15 protein-coding genes and 2 pseudogenes are annotated in these 18,520 nt (G+C 60.3%); 7 read left to right on the top strand and 10 right to left on the bottom strand.

Going from position 1 to position 18,520, the window contains the following annotated elements; all coding sequences use genetic code 11:
• The first annotated feature begins 10 nt into the window (after positions 1–10).
• Positions 11–490, top strand: coding sequence for a methylglyoxal synthase (locus B5495_RS00085; protein WP_079550246.1), 480 nt, complete (start codon positions 11–13; stop codon positions 488–490).
• 18 nt (positions 491–508) lie between these two features.
• Here B5495_RS00085 and B5495_RS00080 read toward each other — a convergent pair whose 3' ends face one another.
• From B5495_RS00080 to B5495_RS00045, 8 genes are all read right to left on the bottom strand, one after another.
• Positions 509–1,354: a DUF2797 domain-containing protein gene (locus B5495_RS00080; RefSeq protein ID WP_422822005.1), complete on the bottom strand. Its 846-nt coding sequence runs from the start codon at positions 1,352–1,354 to the stop codon at positions 509–511.
• Positions 1,335–1,622 carry a YeaC family protein gene (locus B5495_RS00075; RefSeq protein WP_079550244.1) on the bottom strand — a complete coding sequence of 96 codons (288 nt, stop codon included), beginning with the start codon at positions 1,620–1,622 and terminating at the stop codon, positions 1,335–1,337. The genes B5495_RS00080 and B5495_RS00075 overlap by 20 nt, the downstream gene beginning before the upstream one ends.
• A 220-nt stretch (positions 1,623–1,842) precedes the next feature.
• Positions 1,843–2,706 (bottom strand): rhomboid family intramembrane serine protease, encoded by an 864-nt coding sequence (locus B5495_RS00070; RefSeq protein WP_079550242.1) that lies wholly within the window; start codon positions 2,704–2,706, stop codon positions 1,843–1,845.
• A 322-nt stretch (positions 2,707–3,028) separates the two neighbouring features.
• Positions 3,029–4,447 (bottom strand): IS1380 family transposase, encoded by a 1,419-nt coding sequence (locus tag B5495_RS00065; protein WP_079550240.1) that lies wholly within the window; start codon positions 4,445–4,447, stop codon positions 3,029–3,031.
• 145 nt (positions 4,448–4,592) lie between these two features.
• Positions 4,593–5,588 (bottom strand): metallophosphoesterase, encoded by a 996-nt coding sequence (locus B5495_RS00060; protein WP_231897203.1) that lies wholly within the window; start codon positions 5,586–5,588, stop codon positions 4,593–4,595.
• Positions 5,589–5,590: 2 nt separating this feature from the next.
• On the bottom strand, positions 5,591–6,520 hold the full coding sequence (locus tag B5495_RS00055; protein ID WP_079550238.1) for an NAD(+) kinase: 930 nt from the start codon (positions 6,518–6,520) through the stop codon (positions 5,591–5,593).
• Positions 6,521–6,605: 85 nt separating this feature from the next.
• Positions 6,606–7,475, bottom strand: a complete 870-nt coding sequence (locus tag B5495_RS00050; RefSeq protein WP_079550236.1) for an EamA family transporter — start codon at positions 7,473–7,475, stop codon at positions 6,606–6,608.
• A 66-nt stretch (positions 7,476–7,541) separates the two neighbouring features.
• Positions 7,542–8,138 carry a YqaE/Pmp3 family membrane protein gene (locus tag B5495_RS00045; RefSeq protein WP_079550234.1) on the bottom strand — a complete coding sequence of 199 codons (597 nt, stop codon included), beginning with the start codon at positions 8,136–8,138 and terminating at the stop codon, positions 7,542–7,544.
• A 101-nt stretch (positions 8,139–8,239) separates the two neighbouring features.
• Between B5495_RS00045 and B5495_RS00040 the strand changes: the two genes are divergently transcribed.
• The 4 genes from B5495_RS00040 to putA all read left to right on the top strand — a co-directional run bounded on the left by B5495_RS00040 (position 8,240) and on the right by putA (position 13,601).
• Positions 8,240–8,647 carry a CBS domain-containing protein gene (locus B5495_RS00040; RefSeq protein WP_079550232.1) on the top strand — a complete coding sequence of 136 codons (408 nt, stop codon included), beginning with the start codon at positions 8,240–8,242 and terminating at the stop codon, positions 8,645–8,647.
• A gap of 350 nt (positions 8,648–8,997) precedes the next feature.
• Entirely contained in the window at positions 8,998–9,357 is a 360-nt protein-coding gene (locus B5495_RS00035) for a hypothetical protein (RefSeq protein ID WP_079550230.1), read from the top strand.
• A gap of 17 nt (positions 9,358–9,374) precedes the next feature.
• The gene (locus B5495_RS00030) at positions 9,375–10,259 is read left to right on the top strand and encodes an AraC family transcriptional regulator (protein WP_079550228.1); all 885 of its coding nucleotides are present in this window, start codon (positions 9,375–9,377) and stop codon (positions 10,257–10,259) included.
• 144 nt (positions 10,260–10,403) lie between these two features.
• Entirely contained in the window at positions 10,404–13,601 is a 3,198-nt protein-coding gene (gene putA / locus B5495_RS00025; protein WP_079550226.1) for a bifunctional proline dehydrogenase/L-glutamate gamma-semialdehyde dehydrogenase PutA, read from the top strand.
• A 273-nt stretch (positions 13,602–13,874) separates the two neighbouring features.
• Here the strand turns inward: putA and B5495_RS00020 are convergent.
• Positions 13,875–15,253: pseudogene (locus B5495_RS00020) on the bottom strand (IS1380 family transposase).
• A gap of 189 nt (positions 15,254–15,442) precedes the next feature.
• Here B5495_RS00020 and putP point away from each other — a divergent pair.
• Positions 15,443–16,936, top strand: a complete 1,494-nt coding sequence (putP, locus tag B5495_RS00015; protein WP_079550224.1) for a sodium/proline symporter PutP — start codon at positions 15,443–15,445, stop codon at positions 16,934–16,936.
• A gap of 229 nt (positions 16,937–17,165) precedes the next feature.
• Positions 17,166–17,812: pseudogene (locus tag B5495_RS00010) on the top strand (OmpW/AlkL family protein).
• Positions 17,813–17,885: 73 nt separating this feature from the next.
• Here B5495_RS00010 and B5495_RS00005 read toward each other — a convergent pair.
• Positions 17,886–18,218, bottom strand: coding sequence for a YqcC family protein (locus B5495_RS00005; RefSeq protein WP_079550222.1), 333 nt, complete (start codon positions 18,216–18,218; stop codon positions 17,886–17,888).
• Positions 18,219–18,520 lie beyond the last annotated feature (302 nt).

Raw genomic sequence — 18,520 nt, 5'->3', positions numbered from 1 at the left:
GAGAAACATCATGCACAATGCCCGCCCTACCCGCCAGGCAACGCGCACACTGCCGGCGCGCAAACGTATTGCCCTTATCGCCCACGACGGCAAGAAACGCGAGCTTCTGGAATGGGCGAGCCGCTGGCAGGAAACGCTGCAGCAGCATCAGCTGGTGGGCACCGGCACCACGGCCGGCAAGCTGCAAACGCATCTGGGGCTGAACGTTGAAGGCCTGATGAGCGGCCCGCTTGGCGGCGATCAGCAAATGGGCGCGCGGATTGCCGAACAGGCGCTGGACGTGCTGATTTTCTTCTGGGACCCGTTCGCCCCGCAGCCCCACGACCCCGACGTCAAGGCGTTGCTGCGTCTGGCCGCGCTGTGGAACGTGCCGGTGGCCTGTAACGCCGCCAGCGCCGACTTCATTCTGTCATCCGACTACCTGGCCCAGGACTATACGATATCGATCCCCGATGCCAATACCTGGGCAAGCGATCGCCGCGAGACATGAATACAGCGTCAAATACACTTACGCCACGCTGACCTGATAGCCGGTAAATTTGCGCAGGTTGATCACGCCGGTATCGAGCATCAGGTACTGGCCCTTGATGCCCAACAGCACGCCTTCAATTTTCGGGGTTTTATCCAGGTTGTGCGACACCACTTTGGTAGGGAAAGTCCGTACCGGATACGTGAAGGCCTGCGCCCGGGCATCCAGCCGGCGGATGGCATCACCACCGTGGGTGTCCCGCAGCGCATCCAGCCTCGGTGCAAACTGTGCCAGTAAACGATCACGTTCGGCGTACAGATCAAGCATTGCCACGTCGCCCTTGAGCATGGCGCGCCAGTTGGTGCGATCAGACACCGCCTCTTTCAGCAGCACCTCGGCAAATCCCGCCTGCTGGCGGGTGGCCACTTCGAGTATGGGTAGCCCCTGAATGGCGCCTTGATCCAGCCAGCGGGTGGGCAGCTGGGTTTTGCGGGTAATTCCGACTTTCAGCCCCGATGAGTTCGCCAGATACACAACGTGTGGCGTAAAGCAGCTGGCCTCGCCCCACTCGGGCTCGCGGCAGGTGCCTTGAAAGTAGTGGCAAAGCTCGGGCTTGACGATGCACATATCGCATCGCGCCAGGCGTTTGAAGCACGGGTAGCAGTGGCCCTGACCAAAGCTTTTGCGGGTGTTGCGTCCGCAGTTGGTACACGCAATTTCACCGTGCCATTCAAGGCTAAGCGGCATACCGATACGCGCGTTCAGCCCAACCTCGTGTTCACCGACCCGCAGCCGGTACTCAACGGTGCCGACCGAATCAGCGCCGGGCACTGCGGCCATTTTTTGCAGCCCGCCCGAGAGCATTTCAGCGGCCACCGGTGGCATCCCGGCCAAGCCCGGCCATTTCCGGGGACACGCCGCTGCCGTCGGCACCGGCACCGCAGGTGCGCTGCTGCAAATAGCCCACGCGGTCTTCTTCGGGCACCCTGTTCTCCACTTCGTAACGCATGACTGCCTCCAGGCACAGTCTGGTCTGCTCTGACGTCAGCAGCTTGCCGTCCGGCCACTTTCTCAATGCCACCGCCTGCTTGAGGCTTGTATAGATTGACGGCGTCATTTGGCTGATCATTTTCTCGAAGGTCATATCGCTCATGGCAAGCTCCGGCGAGGTGGTATTCGCTGTCGGCAGCCGTACAAAACGGCGCCCGTAAACCCGCCCAGCATACCATTGCGCTATACAAAAAAACCCCCGGCACCAAGGCCGGGGGTTATTACACAATAAGAATAGTTGCACGAGTTTACATACAGTCAATGAGTACCTTGAGTCGATTGTTAACACCACATGGTGAGCACAGGCGCTTTTCAGGCGAACCCTAGGAGCCCGAACGAAGGCGCCGTATGGAGGCATACCAGCCGGTAGCAAGCCCGACCATCAGCCCGCCCAGGTGCGCTTCATTGGCCACGTTGCCAAAGCCTACCTTGCCCGCTAGCGCCGTCATGGTGAACACCATCCAGCCGAGCATGAAGACGACCAGCATCGTCGGCACGAAAAAACCGCTTTGTGGTACGCGGCGCGACATCAGCCATACGTGGCCCAGCAGCGCATAAACCACGCCCGACATACCGCCAAACAGTGCCGTACCCGTGGCGTATTGGGCCAAATTGGCACCCACGCCGGCGACCAGTAGCAGCGTCAGCATCCAGCGGCTGCCCTGCAGCGTTTCGACCTGGCGGCCGAAATACCAGACCCACATCAGGTTGAAAATCAGATGCGTCCAGCCAAAGTGCAAAAACGCCGGGGATAACAGCCGCCATATCTGGCCGCTGGCCAGCGTCTGGCTTAGCGAGCCAAACACCAGCTCGTCGCCGGAGATGCCGACCGGCACGATGGTCAAACTGACAATCAGCCAGTCGCCAAACACGCTGATCAGCGCAAACACCGCAACGCTCAGGGCCACCATCGCCGCGGTGACCGGCACGCGCTTGATTAACCCCAGCGACAGCGAGTTAACCATGCCCCGGGGCTGAGGGCGCGGGTGGTCAGGCGTATCCAGCGGCTCGCCGCGCTGCCAGCGCCCCACTACCTCTTGCAGCGCATCATACTGAGCCGGGTTGGCCAGCCACAGAAGCTGACCGTCAGCCTCCTGGGTAATACGGTGGCTGATGCGTTGCTGCCAAAGCGTCTGGCGCAGCGTACGCGTATCGGCATCGTGGGGCAGAAGCATAACGGGCTGCATGGCGCTCTCTTTATGTCCAGACGAAAAAAACCGGCGGTGGAAGCCGCCGGATAAAGCAAGGGATCATTCAAGGGAACACTTACTATGAGCCCGCCTTATTCATCAGGACGCCGAACGAGCGTTTTACGTCCCGTGGTGACCGGGACCGACCGGCTTTTATGTCATACGGTCGCTGAGTAGCCGATTAGCACATAGCTTTATCGTATCAATGCCGTGATATTTATAACTGAAGTTCATTGGTTTCGAGTGACGGCGCAGCCGTGGTCGTCGGCCTCCATAGTGGCCGTTTTGTCTGCTGGAAAAGGCTGAGTAATGCGACGTGTCAGGTCAATGCCGTCAGCCGCGGCAACCCTTTCAGTAAAGATGGCCACCATTTATCGGCGGCATCGCCGAGGTGCACGGTGATGCGCCGGGCGTGCACTGTCAGCGTGGCGGCCACCTTAAGCACCTGCTCGCGCATCCGCTTCAGGCTCCAGCCCTGCCGGGTCTGTCGTTCCAACAGGCAACGCAGCCCGTGTAGCACCTGATAAGCGCAGAGAGTCAGCAGCAGGTTTACCTCGTTGCGGGCCATGACGTCCTGGACGGTGGAGACACCGCGATCAGTCGAGGAGAGATGCAGGTCGAGCGCCGACTTCACCTCGCCCATGTGGGCTTCGGCGCTGCCGCGCTTGCGATAAAGCGCCAGGACCTTTTCCGGCGGCCAGTTGAACTTGCCGAGGTTGGTGACCAAAAAGAAGGCATGCAGCAGCAGATCATCGGGCCGCTCTTGTACCACCAGCACCACGCGCCGCGGCGCCGGCCAGGTACCGGCTTGGTACGCCAGGTCATGGCACCATTCCCGAGGTTGCTCGGGGGGCCGGCCGCGTGGCCGCTTCAGATGTGGCGCTGCCAGTGTCTGCAGGCCCGTATGACTGCGCAACCGGCCCAGATACTCGATGTCGCGATCTTCCAGCGCCTCAAGCGTGTCGTTGTCGGTGAAACCCGCGTCGATGCGTACCTTGACCTTGGCCCCGGTGCTCTCGTTGAGTCGCCGCACCAGATGTGGGATCCAGGTATCGGCATTCTCGGCTGGGCCGGCGTTACCTTCACGCAGCAGACCGCCCACCATGTCGCCGGTCTCTGCCAGCGAGGCCACCAAAGGCGAGTAGATTCTGGCCCCGTAAAGTCCATGAAACGCCGAACCGCCCTGGTGGCCGTGGACGTCGATCGGCAAGCCGTCGATGTCCAGCGTCAGATGCTCGGGGCGTTCGCCGCCGTCCAGCGAGGTCAGTCGCCAGACCGCCAGCCGCAGCAGGCCCTCATGCACGGTATCGATATTGTCGTCGCGGCCCAGGCACGTCAGCAGCCGCGACAGCGTCGCTTGAGATGGCCGGTCCTGAGCCAACGGCGTTGTCCCGCGGGCATCACTGCAGGCTAGCTGCCAGAGCGGGTCACGGCGGAGCGTGTCGGTATCGCTGAGGTCGATCCAGCCCATCGAACGCTGCAGCACCAGGGTACGCAGCTGGCTGGCTAACGAGTGGCGGACGCGATCCGGGTCGCGATGATCGACCAGATGGTCGTCCAGCGCATCGATCATGCCGCTGTTGTCGAGGGCTTCACGCAACAGCAAAGCACCGCTGTCGCTGGTGGTGCGATGGCCGCTGAGCTCGACGCGGATGGACCCGTTGCATGACGGGGTCCAGGGGGATAGGCTTTCACCCATGGCGAGTGGTCCTCTTGAGTCAAGTTCGGTTAGGAACATATTGATTCTACAAGAGAAACTGCTCGCCATCTTCTTTTCTGTCTCAGCCCGGTGAATAAGGCGGGATGAGGGCCGGCAGCAGGCAAAGTTCACTCGCTATCGCAAAAAATGTCAGTTTTTCTAAAATCGGCGATGTGTCGCTGCATCAGCCCGACAGCAAGCTCTCTTCACGGGGCACGCGCACCCAGACAAAACGGTCGGCGTTCAGCGTTTGCTCGCCGCTCCAGCGGTACGCTACCAGGCGCCCGTACTTCACTGCACTGTAGTCCAGGCAGGCAATATTGTGCGTCGGCAGCGACGGCACGCCCTCGCACCAGTAATGGCCAATAAACAGCGGCGGCTGATCACTGCCGTAGTAGCTCAAGCGCTGGCGCTCACCCGGCTCAAGCAGCCGGGCTTCCAGATCACCCGGCAGGTTGTCCGGCTGAAACACCACGTCGCCCCAGACCAACGGATCTTTGCTCCAGAAATGCGCGCGGAAACTCCGGCGCGTAAAGCCGTCGCCGGAATGGATCTCGACGTCACCGGGCAGCGGGATGTTCGCTCCGCGCGTCAGCCGGTCAAGAATGCTGAACGCCTCGGTCGAGGCATCAGTCGACTCTTCCAGAAACGCATCGTCCATACAGGCGTTGGGGTGGCGCTGCTTTAACCTCGAGATCAGCGTCTCATCCCAGCAGGCGTGAACCACGCGAATACCGTCAATCTCCAGACACAGCGGAATGGTCTTGAACCACGCCAGGGTATCTTCCCACTCGTTGGTATAGTCGTAATACTGCTCCAGCGTTTCACGAATCAGACGATTGTTGCGCGGCGTATGCTCGCGCAGCCAGCGCTTACCGCTGCCGGCTGGCCCCGGATAGGAATAGGCCAGCGCGTTATATTCATGGTTACCCATGACGATGTGCGCCTCGCCCTCTTCCACCATACGCCGGGCAATGGTCACCGAAAGACGAATACGCGGCCCGCGGTCAATCAAATCCCCGAGAAAAATCACTTTCCGCCGCGGATGCCGGTATACGCCGCCGCGTTGCTCGTAGCCCATTTTCTCCAGCAGCGTAACCAGCGTCGCGCCGCAGCCGTGAACATCGCCAATTAAATCGTAACCTTCCAGCCGTGGCCTGCCTTGCGGGGTGTTGTGCATGATTAATCTCCCAGCCGATGGCTCCAGCCCAGCTTACTGCGCAGCACTTCGTAAAAATTATGCCCGAGCGGGTGTACCAGCTGCACCCGTTCAGGTTTGCGTTTTACCACCAGCACGTCGTCGGGCTTGGCCACCGCGCGAGTCTGGCCGTCGCAGCTGATATGCGGATAGGTCAGGTTGGTTTCGCCAATATGAATGCGGATTTCGCTGGCCGCGTCCAGCACCACCGGCCGGCTGGACAGCGTATGCGGAAACATCGGCACCAGCGTTACCACATCAAGCTTGGGGTGCATGATCGGCCCGCCGCCGGAAAGCGCGTAGGCCGTGGAGCCGGTGGGCGTGGCGACGATCAGACCGTCGCTGCGCTGGCTATAAACAAACTGGCCGTCGACGAACAGCTCAAACTCGATCATGCGCACGGCTTTACCCGAATGCACCACGACTTCGTTGAGCGCTTCGCCGTGGCCGACGGCAACGCCGTTACGGTAAAGCTCGGCATCCAGCAGAAAGCGCTCTTCGCGCTCAAAGTGGCCGGCCAGCACCTCGCCAACGCGGGCTTCCAGCTCGTCGGGGGAAATATCGGTCAGAAACCCCAGGCGACCGCGATTCACGCCCAGGATCAACGTGCCGGTCTCACACAGCGTGCGCGCCGCGCCCAACAGGCTGCCGTCGCCGCCCACGACGATCACCAGATCGCACAGCTCGCCCAGTGCCCGGCGGCTGGTTTCCGGCAAGCCGTGGTCCGTCACGACCGTAGCCGTGCGGTCTTCGATCACCACGTGATAGTCGCGCTCGGTCAAGTAGCGAATCAAGCGCTTGAGAGAATCCACGACCTTGTCGCTGCCCAGCCGGCCGATCAGGCCGATGGTGGCAAAAGGCCGCTTACCGCTATCATCAGGCGGTGCGCCGGTAGCAGAAGCTGTGTCAGTCATTAAGGCAACCCATTAACATCGGCCTGCATTATGTCGGCCCAGGCGGCGGCGGGCAAATAGGCTTAAGTCGTGGCACGTGGCTCGCTCAGGCCACCGCGGCTTTGCGCCCGCGGTAAAGCCGCTGGTTGAGCCACAGCGAAAGGCCGATAATCGCCCCGCCCAGCGCCAGGCGGCCAAGATCGGCCTCGCGATTCCACAGCACCAGATTGACCAGTAGCCCCGCAGGCACCAGCGCGTTGTTCATGATCGCCAACGTGCCCGCATTTACCTTGACCGCGCCGCGGTTCCAGAGAAAATAGCCGCCGCCCGAGGCGGCGAGCCCCAGCCACACCAGCACCAGCCATTGGTGGCCTGCAGTGGGCAAGGCGGCCGTATTGCCCAGCAGTAAAAACGCGGGCAGCGCTACCGCGAGTGCGCCGAGAAAAAACCAGCCGAAGACGTTATGCCACGGCAGCGAGTGCGGCAGCGTGACAGCCAGCCGTCGGTAGCCCACCTGCCCCAGCGCAAAACACAGGTTGGCGCCCTGCACCACGAAGAAGCCCAGCCAGAAACCGGCATTGACGCCGTCGTAGCGGATTACCGCCGCGCCCAGCACGGCCAGCAATGCCGTGAGCAAATAAAGCGGCGTAAAGCGGCCAAACAGCAGGTCGTCAAGCAGCGCGATATACACCGGCGTAAAGACGGTAAACAACAGCACTTCGGGCACCGACAGCAGTAGAAACGACTGATAAAAAAACAGGTACATGACGCCTAGCTGCAGCGCGCCGATCACCATCAGCGCAAGACGCTTTTTGCCCTGCAAAAGGCGGGGGCGCAAAAACGGCAAAAAGACCAGCGTCGCCAGCAACACCCGCACCAGCACGGCGAAATAGCTGTCGACCTGACCAGCCAGATAGGCGCCAATCAGCGAGAACGAAAATGCCCACAGCGCCGTCACGCCAATAAGATAGCTCACGGTAAACCTCGTTACAGAAAAACGTTTACCCGAGTATACCGGCTTGCCGTGCGCTGCCCAACGCCATTAGCGGCGGCGCAGCCAGGTGATCGCATAGATGATGCCCGGCACCCACAGCAGCAAGGTCAGAGCGATACTGATCGCGACTCGCTGCCCGCCACCGCCGCTCAACCCGACGGCCAGCGGTGGGAACAGCACGGCCAGCGCGGCGTAGGCGGCGTTGAGCACCGCGGGCTCATCTTCAGCGGGCGCGGCGGGCATATCCAGCTCGGCCGCCTGGCCTGGCGCTGGCGGCGTAAAGTGCCCCACCGCCGCGCTGGCCGCTGCCTGCGCCGGTTCAGGTTCAGGTTCAGGTTCAGGTTCAGGTTCAGGCTCGGGGGCGGATGCGTTCGCTTCAGACTCGCTAGCGGGCGCCGTTACGGGCGGGTGTTCCGCCTGACGGTGGGCCTGCTTGTCGATTTTCTGCTCCAGCGACGCCGCATCTTCGGCCAGCTCGTCGTGATAGCGCTCCCAATCCTCCCAGTCGTGCGGCGTGCCGGTAATAGGCCGGTGGTCACCGGCGCCACGGGCGCGTTCCCAGGCTTTCTCTTCCAGGGTATTAGGACGATCCGGGTCGCGGTCCAGCGCAACGCCCTTACGGCTCAAGTATTCGCGTGCATCCATCAGCGTACTCCTGGCGGGTAAAAATCAATGAAATAGGCTAGTTTTATAAATGATGGCCGCTGCAGCGTTCTTCAACCACGATTCGTGTCAGGAGCATTATTATGGCTCAGAAAACGCCGGATGTTGTTCGCGATATCATGTCCCGGGACTGCTACCGGGTATCGCCAGAGACCTCGATCACCACGCTTGCCCAGGGTTTGACGCTACATCGCCTGCCCGGCGCACCGGTCGTCGATAGCGCGGATCGTCTGGTGGGCTTTATTTCCGAGCAGGATGTGATCGGTCAGGTACTGGATAGCGTTTATAATGACGGTGAAGCGCCGCTGGTAAAAGAACTGATGCGCAACGACGTGCTCAGCGTTACGCCCAACAAATCCATTACCGACCTGGCTCAGGAAATGCTTGGCGCCAAGCCCAAGATTTACCCGGTCGTGGAGCAGCAGCGCCTCGTCGGCATTGTCACGCGGCGCGACATCCTGATGGCCCTGCTCAATACGCGGCGCCATTGATGTATTCGTGAGACTCGGTCCTTCGGCATGCTGAAGACGTAACAATATGGCATGCATAAAAAAACGCTGCCCGTAGGCAGCGTAAACAAGGGATCGAAAACAATAAGCCAGTCCAACAATTCTCGCGCTGATCCTCCTGTCACGGTGATCAATGCAACAGCCTTTGCCACTGCTATCGCTATGCTGCCTGTAAACTATCAGACACCGTTATCAACAAAAGTTCGCTTGCCCGACAAATTTTCTCGCGTTGCGTGTCAGCGTATGATGTACGTTTGCTTCACACGTCCCTGTACATATGACGTTCCTGTAACGTACATGACATCCCGTACACGCAATTCCGGAGCCGTTTCATGGCGCTTTATTTGCTGGTGTTTGGCGTTTGCCTGCTGGTCATCGGCAGCACAGTGATCATACTGCTGTCGACCCGTACGCCGCGCTATCGCACCGAATCACACCACCTGCTGGACGTGTTTGACAAGGCACTGGCAAGCCAGGTCAGCGAAAGCGAATGGCACACGCTGATCGGCTATCCGATTCGGCACGATGAGTATCTGGAAGGCGTGCGCCGCCGTGCCGTGCACCTTATGGAAGAGCATGGCCGCCGCTGGCAGATTGCCCAGGGCAAGCCCCTGTTGGATACGCGCGGGCAGTCCGAGCTTCAGGCGCTGCGCGACCACCTGGCCGCACGCATGGCCCTGCGCCAACCTTAACCCTCGAGGAGGTCGCCATGCTCAGCACCATTCGCGCGCTGCCGCTGGACACCGCTACCCGTCATCACGCGCACGCTTTTCATCAGATCGTGATTACGCTCTGCGGCACCGCACGCTTTGAAATCGAGGGACTCGGCGGGCGGCTGGATGCCTACGCCGGCTGCATCGTGCCGGCCAACTGCGAGCACTACTATTCAGGCAATTCTGATAACCGCCAGCTCATTCTTGACCTTCCCCCCGAAGCCCCGGCGCTTTGCGGTGATCATCGCGAGTTGGCCGCGCTGTTTGATGCTCCACGCTTTTTTACGCTCGATAACGCCCTGCGCCACTATATGGCCTTTATGGAAAGCGAAATGGCGCTGATAGAAAGCGAGCCTGGCCGTACGGCGCCTGACCATAGCGACGCCATGCACCACGACCGGCTGGCCGTGGCTTTTCTCGGCGCGCTGATGTCACGCCTTGGCCCGAGCACCCGACAGACATCCAAACGCTTAAACATGGCGCCTATTCAGCGCTATATTGAACACCACCTGGCCGAGCCGCTACGCGTCGCTGATCTGGCGAGTCTGGCCTGCCTGAGTGAGGCGCATTTTTCCACGCAGTTTCGTCGCCAGACCGGGCTTTCTCCCTGGCAGTTCGTGCGCCGCCAGCGTTTGGGCACAGCCCGCCAAATGATCCTGCAAAGCGCCCTGCCGCTGACCGACATCGCCCTGCAAACCGGTTTTGCCAGCCAAAGTACGCTGTCTCACGCTTTTCGCCGCTGCTTTGGCGTATCGCCACGTCAGCTACGTCATCAAACCGTTCGTCAAACCGTTCGTCAAACCAAAGCGTCACAGACTAATGTCTTATGCGCTTCGAGCCCCCTCGCTGGCGATAAGATTCAAACTCCACTAAAGTCCTAAAAAGCCTTTGTGGTAAAGCGCTTACAATGAAACCAACACGTTTTACCCTGAAACGAACATGCACGTGGGGCCTTTGCGCCTTACATTCGAAAGCATCGTAAGGCGTAATACCTGACTGGTTCTGTCTCTTCTCTGGGGGCTTCAATGCTCAATGCCAAGACACTGCGTGACCCTGCCACCTGGCAAACCGATATTGATACGCTAATGGCGCGCCTTAGCGATCACTATATTGTCGATGAAGACCGCTTTGTCCGGGAGCTCATCAAACTGCTGGAAGTTGACCGCGATGACTACGCTCGCATTGAAGAAGACACCGCTTCGCTGGTGCGCGAAGTACGCAACATGGATACCGCCGTCGATACCATCGACGAGCTGCTTCAGCAATACAGCCTGGATACCCACGAAGGGCTGATGTTGATGTGCCTGGCCGAGGCCATGCTGCGCATTCCCGACAAGGCCACCGCCGATGCGCTGATCGAAGACAAACTCGGCCCCGCCGACTGGAACGCCCACGTCGGCAAAAGCGAATCATGGATGGTCAACGCCTCGACGTGGGGGCTGTTGATGACCGGCCACGTGCTCAAACTTGACCACCCCCACCCTGAAGACGGCCAGCCGGCCAGCTTTATCAACCGCATGGTCAATCGCATGGGCGAGCCGGTCATTCGCCGCGCCATGGTTGAAGCCATGAAAATCATGGGCAAGCAGTTTGTTCTGGGGCGCGACATCGACGAAGCGCTCAAGCGCTCCAAGCCGCTGTTCGACAAAGGCTACACCTATTCCTACGACATGCTGGGCGAAGCCGCGCGCACCCGGGGTGACGCCCAGAGCTACTTCAACGACTATAAAAGCGCCATCGAGCAGGTGGGCAAGGCGCGCCAGAAACTGCGCGACACCACGCCCGCGCCGTCCATCTCGATCAAGCTGTCAGCGCTGCACCCGCGCTATGAATTTGGCCGCCGCGAGCAGATCCTGACCGAGCTGGTGGATACCGTCACCGCGCTGGTGAAAACGGCACGCGAGCTTGATGTCGAGATCACCATCGACGCCGAGGAAGTCGACCGTCTGGAGCTGTCGCTCGAGGTTTTCCGCGCCGTGTACGAAAGCGACGCCGCGAAAAGCTGGGGGCACTTTGGTCTAGTGATACAGGCCTACGCCAAGCGCGCGCTGCCCACGCTTCACTACATTAACCGGCTGGCCGACCAGCAGGGCGACGAAATCCCCCTGCGGCTGGTGAAAGGCGCTTACTGGGATACCGAGGTCAAGGAATCTCAGCAGCTGGGCGTTGAAGGCTACCCGGTGTTTACGCGTAAAGCCTGCACCGACGTGGCGTATTTGGCCTGCACACAGTTTCTGCTTTCCGAGGCAACAAAGGGACGTATCTTCCCCCAGTTCGCCACCCACAACGCCCATACGGTGACGGCCATTCTGGCCCAGGCCAACCAGCACGGCCGACCGTTTGAGTTTCAGCGCCTGCACGGGATGGGCGAAGCGCTTTACGACGCCGCTCTTAAGCGCGCGCCCGAGGGCACCTATTGCCGTATTTACGCACCGGTTGGTGCGCACAAGGATCTACTCCCCTACCTGGTGCGCAGGCTGCTGGAAAACGGCGCCAACTCGTCGTTTGTCCACCAGATCGTTGATCCCGACGTGCCGGTAAAATCGCTTTGTGAACACCCCGTTGACACCCTTGCCGCGCACGAGTCCTTTGCCAACCCGCGCATCCCGCTGCCCCAGGATATTTACGGCCCTCGGCGGCGCAACTCGCGCGGCGTAAATCTCAACGTTCGCAGCCATTTCTATCCGCTGATGGAACAAATGGCCGAGTTCATGGAGAAAACCTATACGGCCAAGCCCCTGCTGGCGTTTGAGGTCGACGACGATACGGCCAACACCCACGACGTCACCTGCCCCTTTGACCGGCGCCAGCGTCTGGGCAGCATTCAATGGGTCACCCAGGCACAAACGGCTCAGGCGCTGGATGCGGCCTGGGCAGCGTTTCCCGACTGGGACGCCACGCCGGTGGCCGAGCGCGCCGCCATACTGCGCCGCTTTGCCGACCTGCTCGAGTCACACACGCCCGAGCTGATGACGCTGTGCTCGCGGGAAGGCGGCAAGCTGTTGACCGACGGCGTTGACGAAATCAAGGAAGCAGTGGATTTCTGCCGTTATTACGCCATGCGCGCTGAAGACATTTTCAGCGAGGCCATCGAACTGCCCGGCCCCACCGGCGAGTCCAACTGCCTGCAGATGGGCGGAAAGGGTGTCTTCGCGGCCATCAGCCCGTGGAACTTCCCCGTGGCGATTTTCTGCGGCCAGATGGTCGCCGCGGCGGTGGCCGGCAATACCGTACTGGCCAAGCCGGCGGAACAAACCTCGCTCATTGCCCACCGCGTGGTCGAACTTTTATACGCCGCCGGCATGCCGCGCAACGCAGTACAGCTGCTGCCCGGCGATGGCAAGAGCGTGGGCAGCGTGCTGACCGCCGACCCGCGCATTACCGGCGTGGCGTTTACCGGCGGCACTGATACCGCGCAAATTATCAACCGAGCGCTGGCCGCGCGGGAAAACGCGCCGCTGCCCACGCTGATTGCCGAAACCGGCGGCATGAACGCGATGATCGTGGACTCCACCGCCCTGCCTGAACAGGTCGTGGTTGACGTTATCCAGTCAGCCTTTCAGAGCGCTGGCCAACGCTGTTCGGCGCTACGCGTGCTGTACCTGCAGGAAGACGTGGCCGAGCGCGTCATCGAAATTCTGACCGGGGCAATGCAGGAACTGCGCGTGGGCGACCCGCGTGACCTGGGCACTGACGTGGGCCCGGTCATCGACGAAGACGCCCGCGAACAGCTGCAGGCCCACATCGACACGCTGACCGCGGAAGGCCGCCTGATTGCACAAACGCCGCTGGAGGCCGAGCGGACACAGGACGGCACCTTTATCGCACCGGCGGCCGTTGCCATCGACAACATCGATGCGCTTAGCCGCGAACAGTTCGGGCCGATACTCCACATCGTGCGCTACAAAGCCAGTGAGCTCGATCAGGTCATCGACGATATCAACGGTCGCGGCTACGGGCTGACGTTTGGCGTGCACAGCCGTAATGCCTCGTTCGCAGCGGAAATCGCGCAGAAAATCCGCGCCGGTAACGTGTATATCAATCGCAATATCATCGGCGCGGTGGTCGGCGTTCAGCCGTTTGGCGGCCAGGGGCTTTCAGGCACCGGCCCCAAGGCCGGTGGGCCCAACTACCTGCTGCGCTTTGCCTCGGAAAAAACCGTGACCAACAACACCGCCGCCCTCGGCGGCAACGCCTCACTTCTGGCCATGGGGGATAGCTAAGGCCACAGCCATAACCTCGACAACGATAAATAAATATTACCCCGCCTTATTCATCAGGACGCCGAACGAGCGTTTTACGTCCCGTGGTGACCGGGACCGACCGGCTTTTATGTCATACGGTCGCTGAGTAGCCGATTAGCACATAGCTTTATCGTATCAATGCCGTGATATTTATAACTGAAGTTCATTGGTTTCGAGTGACGGCGCAGCCGTGGTCGTCGGCCTCCATAGTGGCCGTTTTGTCTGCTGGAAAAGGCTGAGTAATGCGACGTGTCAGGTCAATGCCGTCAGCCGCGGCAACCCTTTCAGTAAAGATGGCCACCATTTATCGGCGGCATCGCCGAGGTGCACGGTGATGCGCCGGGCGTGCACTGTCAGCGTGGCGGCCACCTTAAGCACCTGCTCGCGCATCCGCTTCAGGCTCCAGCCCTGCCGGGTCTGTCGTTCCAACAGGCAACGCAGCCCGTGTAGCACCTGATAAGCGCAGAGAGTCAGCAGCAGGTTTACCTCGTTGCGGGCCATGACGTCCTGGACGGTGGAGACACCGCGATCAGTCGAGGAGAGATGCAGGTCGAGCGCCGACTTCACCTCGCCCATGTGGGCTTCGGCGCTGCCGCGCTTGCGATAAAGCGCCAGGACCTTTTCCGGCGGCCAGTTGAACTTGCCGAGGTTGGTGACCAAAAAGAAGGCATGCAGCAGCAGATCATCGGGCCGCTCTTGTACCACCAGCACCACGCGCCGCGGCGCCGGCCAGGTACCGGCTTGGTACGCCAGGTCATGGCACCATTCCCGAGGTTGCTCGGGGGCCGGCCGCGTGGCCGCTTCAGATGTGGCGCTGCCAGTGTCTGCAGGCCCGTATGACTGCGCAACCGGCCCAGATACTCGATGTCGCGATCTTCCAGCGCCTCAAGCGTGTCGTTGTCGGTGAAACCCGCGTCGATGCGTACCTTGACCTTGGCCCCGGTGCTCTCGTTGAGTCGCCGCACCAGATGTGGGATCCAGGTATCGGCATTCTCGGCTGGGCCGGCGTTACCTTCACGCAGCAGACCGCCCACCATGTCGCCGGTCTCTGCCAGCGAGGCCACCAAAGGCGAGTAGATTCTGGCCCCGTAAAGTCCATGAAACGCCGAACCGCCCTGGTGGCCGTGGACGTCGATCGGCAAGCCGTCGATGTCCAGCGTCAGATGCTCGGGGCGTTCGCCGCCGTCCAGCGAGGTCAGTCGCCAGACCGCCAGCCGCAGCAGGCCCTCATGCACGGTATCGATATTGTCGTCGCGGCCCAGGCACGTCAGCAGCCGCGACAGCGTCGCTTGAGATGGCCGGTCCTGAGCCAACGGCGTTGTCCCGCGGGCATCACTGCAGGCTAGCTGCCAGAGCGGGTCACGGCGGAGCGTGTCGGTATCGCTGAGGTCGATCCAGCCCATCGAACGCTGCAGCACCAGGGTACGCAGCTGGCTGGCTAACGAGTGGCGGACGCGATCCGGGTCGCGATGATCGACCAGATGGTCGTCCAGCGCATCGATCATGCCGCTGTTGTCGAGGGCTTCACGCAACAGCAAAGCACCGCTGTCGCTGGTGGTGCGATGGCCGCTGAGCTCGACGCGGATGGACCCGTTGCATGACGGGGTCCAGGGGGATAGGCTTTCACCCATGGCGAGTGGTCCTCTTGAGTCAAGTTCGGTTAGGAACATATTGATTCTACAAGAGAAACTGCTCGCCATCTTCTTTTCTGTCTCAGCCCGGTGAATAAGGCGGGATTACAACAGCCCGGGTTGCTGCATACGCATACCCACAATCGGCCGGAGTGGCACCCGGCTCAATAACAAACGGGAGATGTTCTTATGGCTATTGGCGTTTGGATCAGCCTTTTTATCTACTTCGCACTCATGATTGGCATCGGCTTCTATGCGATGCGCAAATCCACGTCTACGTCTGAAGGTTACATACTGGGTGGCCGATCCCTAAGCCCACAGGTAGCAGCCCTTTCGGCGGGCGCTTCGGACATGAGCGGCTGGCTGCTGCTGGGTTTACCCGGGGCCATGTTTATCTCCGGCCTGGGTTCCGCCTGGATTGGTATCGGCCTGTTCGTGGGCGCGTTCTTCAACTGGGTGCTGGTTGCACCGCGCCTTCGCGAACAAACGGTGCACTATGGTAATGCGATCACCATTCCGGCATTCCTGGCAAACCGCTTCCCGACCCAAGCCATACCGCTGAGAACGGTATCTGCTATCGTTATCGTGGTGTTTTTCGCGGTTTATACAGCGTCGGGCCTGGTGGCAGGCGGCAAGCTGTTCGAAAGCGCGTTTTCCGGCGTGATCAGTATTGGCGGCATGAGCGACTACTCTGCAGGCATCGTTATCACGCTGGGCGTGGTACTGGTCTACTCAGTCATCGGCGGCTTCATGGCCGTGAGCATGACGGACTTCGTGCAGGGCTGCATCATGATGCTGGCACTGGTGATCATGCCCATCGTGGTCCTCTATGGCCAAGGGGGCGGCGGCTTCGATCAGGCGTCACAGACCCTGAATGCAACCGATCCTACGCTTCTATCCTGGACGGAGGGGTTGACCTTTATCGGCTGGCTATCTGCCGTAACGTGGGGGCTGGGGTATTTTGGGCAGCCACACATCATTGTGCGCTTCATGGCCATCCGGAGTCTGAAAGAGGTTCCTGTCGCCCGTAACATCGGCATGAGCTGGATGTTCATCTCGCTGGTCGGCGCCATCTCCATGGGGATATTCGGCCGGGCCTATGCGATCCGCAACGGACTCGAGGTCGCCGATCCGGAAACGATCTTTATCATCCTCTCGGAACTGCTGTTCCACCCGCTGATCACCGGCTTCCTTTATGCCGCACTGCTTGCCGCCGTCATGAGCACCATTTCCAGCCAGCTGCTGGTGGCCTCCTCCTCGCTGACCGAGGATTTCTACCGCCTGTTCCTGCGTAAAGAGGCGTCGGAAAAAGAAGCCGTCACGGTTGGCCGGATTAGTGTCGTGCTGGTTGGCCTGGTGGCAGCGGTCATTGCGTCGGATCCAACCTCTCAGGTGCTGGGTCTGGTGAGTAACGCCTGGGCAGGCTTTGGCGCGGCCTTCGGCCCGCTGATCATTCTGTCGCTGATGTGGCCGCGCACCAACGGTGCCGGCGCCCTTGCGGGCATGATTGTAGGTGCCCTCACCGTTATCATCTGGATTTCACTGGGCTGGAACGGTGAGTTCATGGGCGGTCCCGGTATCTACGAGATCATTCCCGGCTTCATCGCTGCCTTCGTTGCCATCATGGTGGTGAGCAGCGTGACGGCCGATGCGGAGGAATATCAGGCCATCGAGCGGGCATAATACCGCTCAGCATAATAAAAGCTGAAAGATGAAAGATGAAAGATGAAAGATGAAAGATGAAAGATGAAAGGGCTCCCGCGGGAGCCCTTTTTCATGCCTTTTTATTAGAAGACGGAACTCCCTTGCGCTGGGTCAATAACCCGCCAAGGCACGGCATTTACACTGACTTCATTGATAAACGACAAGCCCTAGCTTGCCTGTAATGTAAAACCTCTGGAGTCACTAAACGATGCGCAAAACTGCCCTGACCGCTCTGCTTGCCGCCGGCGTTGCCGCTGCCGGCGTTACCGCCAGCACTCAGGCTTTCGCTTACGGTGCGGGCGATATTTATACTCGCGTTGGCGTGGCCAAGGTCGCGCCGAAAAGTGATAACGGCGACATTAATACGCTGGGTATGACCGGCCTTGGCGTGGATGTTGACGACGAGTCCGGCTTTGCCTTTACGGTGGGCTATCGCTTCCACGACAAGATGGGCGTGGAGTTGCTCGCAGCCCTACCCTTCGAGCACGACATCAGCATCGCTGACGGCGCTGTCACTGGCAAAACCAAACACCTGCCGCCCACGCTGACGCTTCAGTACTATCCGCTTGGCGGCACCCGCCGCACGCGTCCAGCCTTACATCGGCGCGGGCATCAACTACACGCACTTTTCCGGCGAAGAGGTCAATGTGCCCGGTGCCTCGCTTGAGCTGGAAGATTCCTGGGGTGCGGCCGGCCAGATCGGCATTGACCTGCTGATTGACGATAACTGGGCGATGAACGCCGCTGCCTGGTATATCCGATATCGATACCGACACCAAAGTCGCCGGTGCCAACGCCGGCACCGTGGAAATCGACCCGGTAGTCGTCATGGCCGGTATCAGCTATCGCTTCTAAGCGTTTCTGCGCTTTTTCTACTGACCGATTCTCCTCAGCGTTTGGCGCTGCTCGCCATGCGGGCAGCACTTTTTTAATGCCGGGTGATCAGCTCATCGATGCGTTCAACGCTCTGTACGACCAACAGCTGGTCGCTTGCCTTGGCACTCTGCTGCTGAAGGTAGGCCGCAATGGCCGGCGCGACTTCGCATTTCGCCGGCAGCGGCGCCCGAGCTTCAATCAGCGCATAAAGGCGTGCTACGAACACAAAGCGCAGCCACTGCGGCAGCGACATGGTATCCACGCAAAACGGTTGCCGGCTTTCAAACGCCGCGGGCGGCGGTGTTTCAATGCGCCACAGGCTGGTTGCCTTAAGCGTCGCTTCCAGCTCTTCCAGCGCTTGTTCAAGCTCTTGATGTATCGTCATGGGCACCGTATGGCTAAAGCCGCGTATTATCCCAGTGAGGGGGTGACCTTGCCAAGCACCAGCGGTGGATCGCACAGATCCGACCCATGGATCGCTGCCTTGTGAATCAATTCGCCACTTTGTGGATAATCAGCCCGGCGGTGCCATTACGTTATTCACCGGTTCACAGAAAACCTGAAAGAGACTGTGGATAAACTCTGGAAAGGTCGCGCAAAGCCTGATGTCACGGGCTTGTAAGAATATTGCTCATTTTTTGACCAAAACCGCCCTGTGCCCGGATTTTTTCCGTGACGACGGCTGAC

The sequence above is a fragment of the Vreelandella subglaciescola genome, from assembly GCF_900142895.1.
Lineage (GTDB): Bacteria > Pseudomonadota > Gammaproteobacteria > Pseudomonadales > Halomonadaceae > Vreelandella > Vreelandella subglaciescola.
Note: the sequence above shows the minus strand (reverse complement) of the source record. Positions and strands in the feature narration are given on the sequence as shown.

Excerpts from the sequence above, each read along its gene's own strand:
- B5495_RS00080 (WP_422822005.1), bottom strand. The coding sequence starts at position 1,354 with ATGCCACCGGTGGCCGCTGAAATGCTCTCGGGCGGGCTGCAAAAAATG.
- B5495_RS00065 (WP_079550240.1), bottom strand. The coding sequence starts at position 4,447 with ATGTTCCTAACCGAACTTGACTCAAGAGGACCACTCGCCATGGGTGAA.
- B5495_RS00070 (WP_079550242.1), bottom strand. The coding sequence starts at position 2,706 with ATGCAGCCCGTTATGCTTCTGCCCCACGATGCCGATACGCGTACGCTG.
- B5495_RS00030 (WP_079550228.1), top strand. The coding sequence starts at position 9,375 with ATGCTCAGCACCATTCGCGCGCTGCCGCTGGACACCGCTACCCGTCAT.
- B5495_RS00035 (WP_079550230.1), top strand. The coding sequence starts at position 8,998 with ATGGCGCTTTATTTGCTGGTGTTTGGCGTTTGCCTGCTGGTCATCGGC.
- B5495_RS00085 (WP_079550246.1), top strand. The coding sequence starts at position 11 with ATGCACAATGCCCGCCCTACCCGCCAGGCAACGCGCACACTGCCGGCG.
- putA (WP_079550226.1), top strand. The coding sequence starts at position 10,404 with ATGCTCAATGCCAAGACACTGCGTGACCCTGCCACCTGGCAAACCGAT.
- B5495_RS00040 (WP_079550232.1), top strand. The coding sequence starts at position 8,240 with ATGGCTCAGAAAACGCCGGATGTTGTTCGCGATATCATGTCCCGGGAC.
- B5495_RS00060 (WP_231897203.1), bottom strand. The coding sequence starts at position 5,588 with ATGCACAACACCCCGCAAGGCAGGCCACGGCTGGAAGGTTACGATTTA.
- B5495_RS00045 (WP_079550234.1), bottom strand. The coding sequence starts at position 8,138 with ATGGATGCACGCGAATACTTGAGCCGTAAGGGCGTTGCGCTGGACCGC.
- B5495_RS00005 (WP_079550222.1), bottom strand. The coding sequence starts at position 18,218 with ATGACGATACATCAAGAGCTTGAACAAGCGCTGGAAGAGCTGGAAGCG.
- B5495_RS00055 (WP_079550238.1), bottom strand. The coding sequence starts at position 6,520 with ATGACTGACACAGCTTCTGCTACCGGCGCACCGCCTGATGATAGCGGT.
- B5495_RS00075 (WP_079550244.1), bottom strand. The coding sequence starts at position 1,622 with ATGAGCGATATGACCTTCGAGAAAATGATCAGCCAAATGACGCCGTCA.
- putP (WP_079550224.1), top strand. The coding sequence starts at position 15,443 with ATGGCTATTGGCGTTTGGATCAGCCTTTTTATCTACTTCGCACTCATG.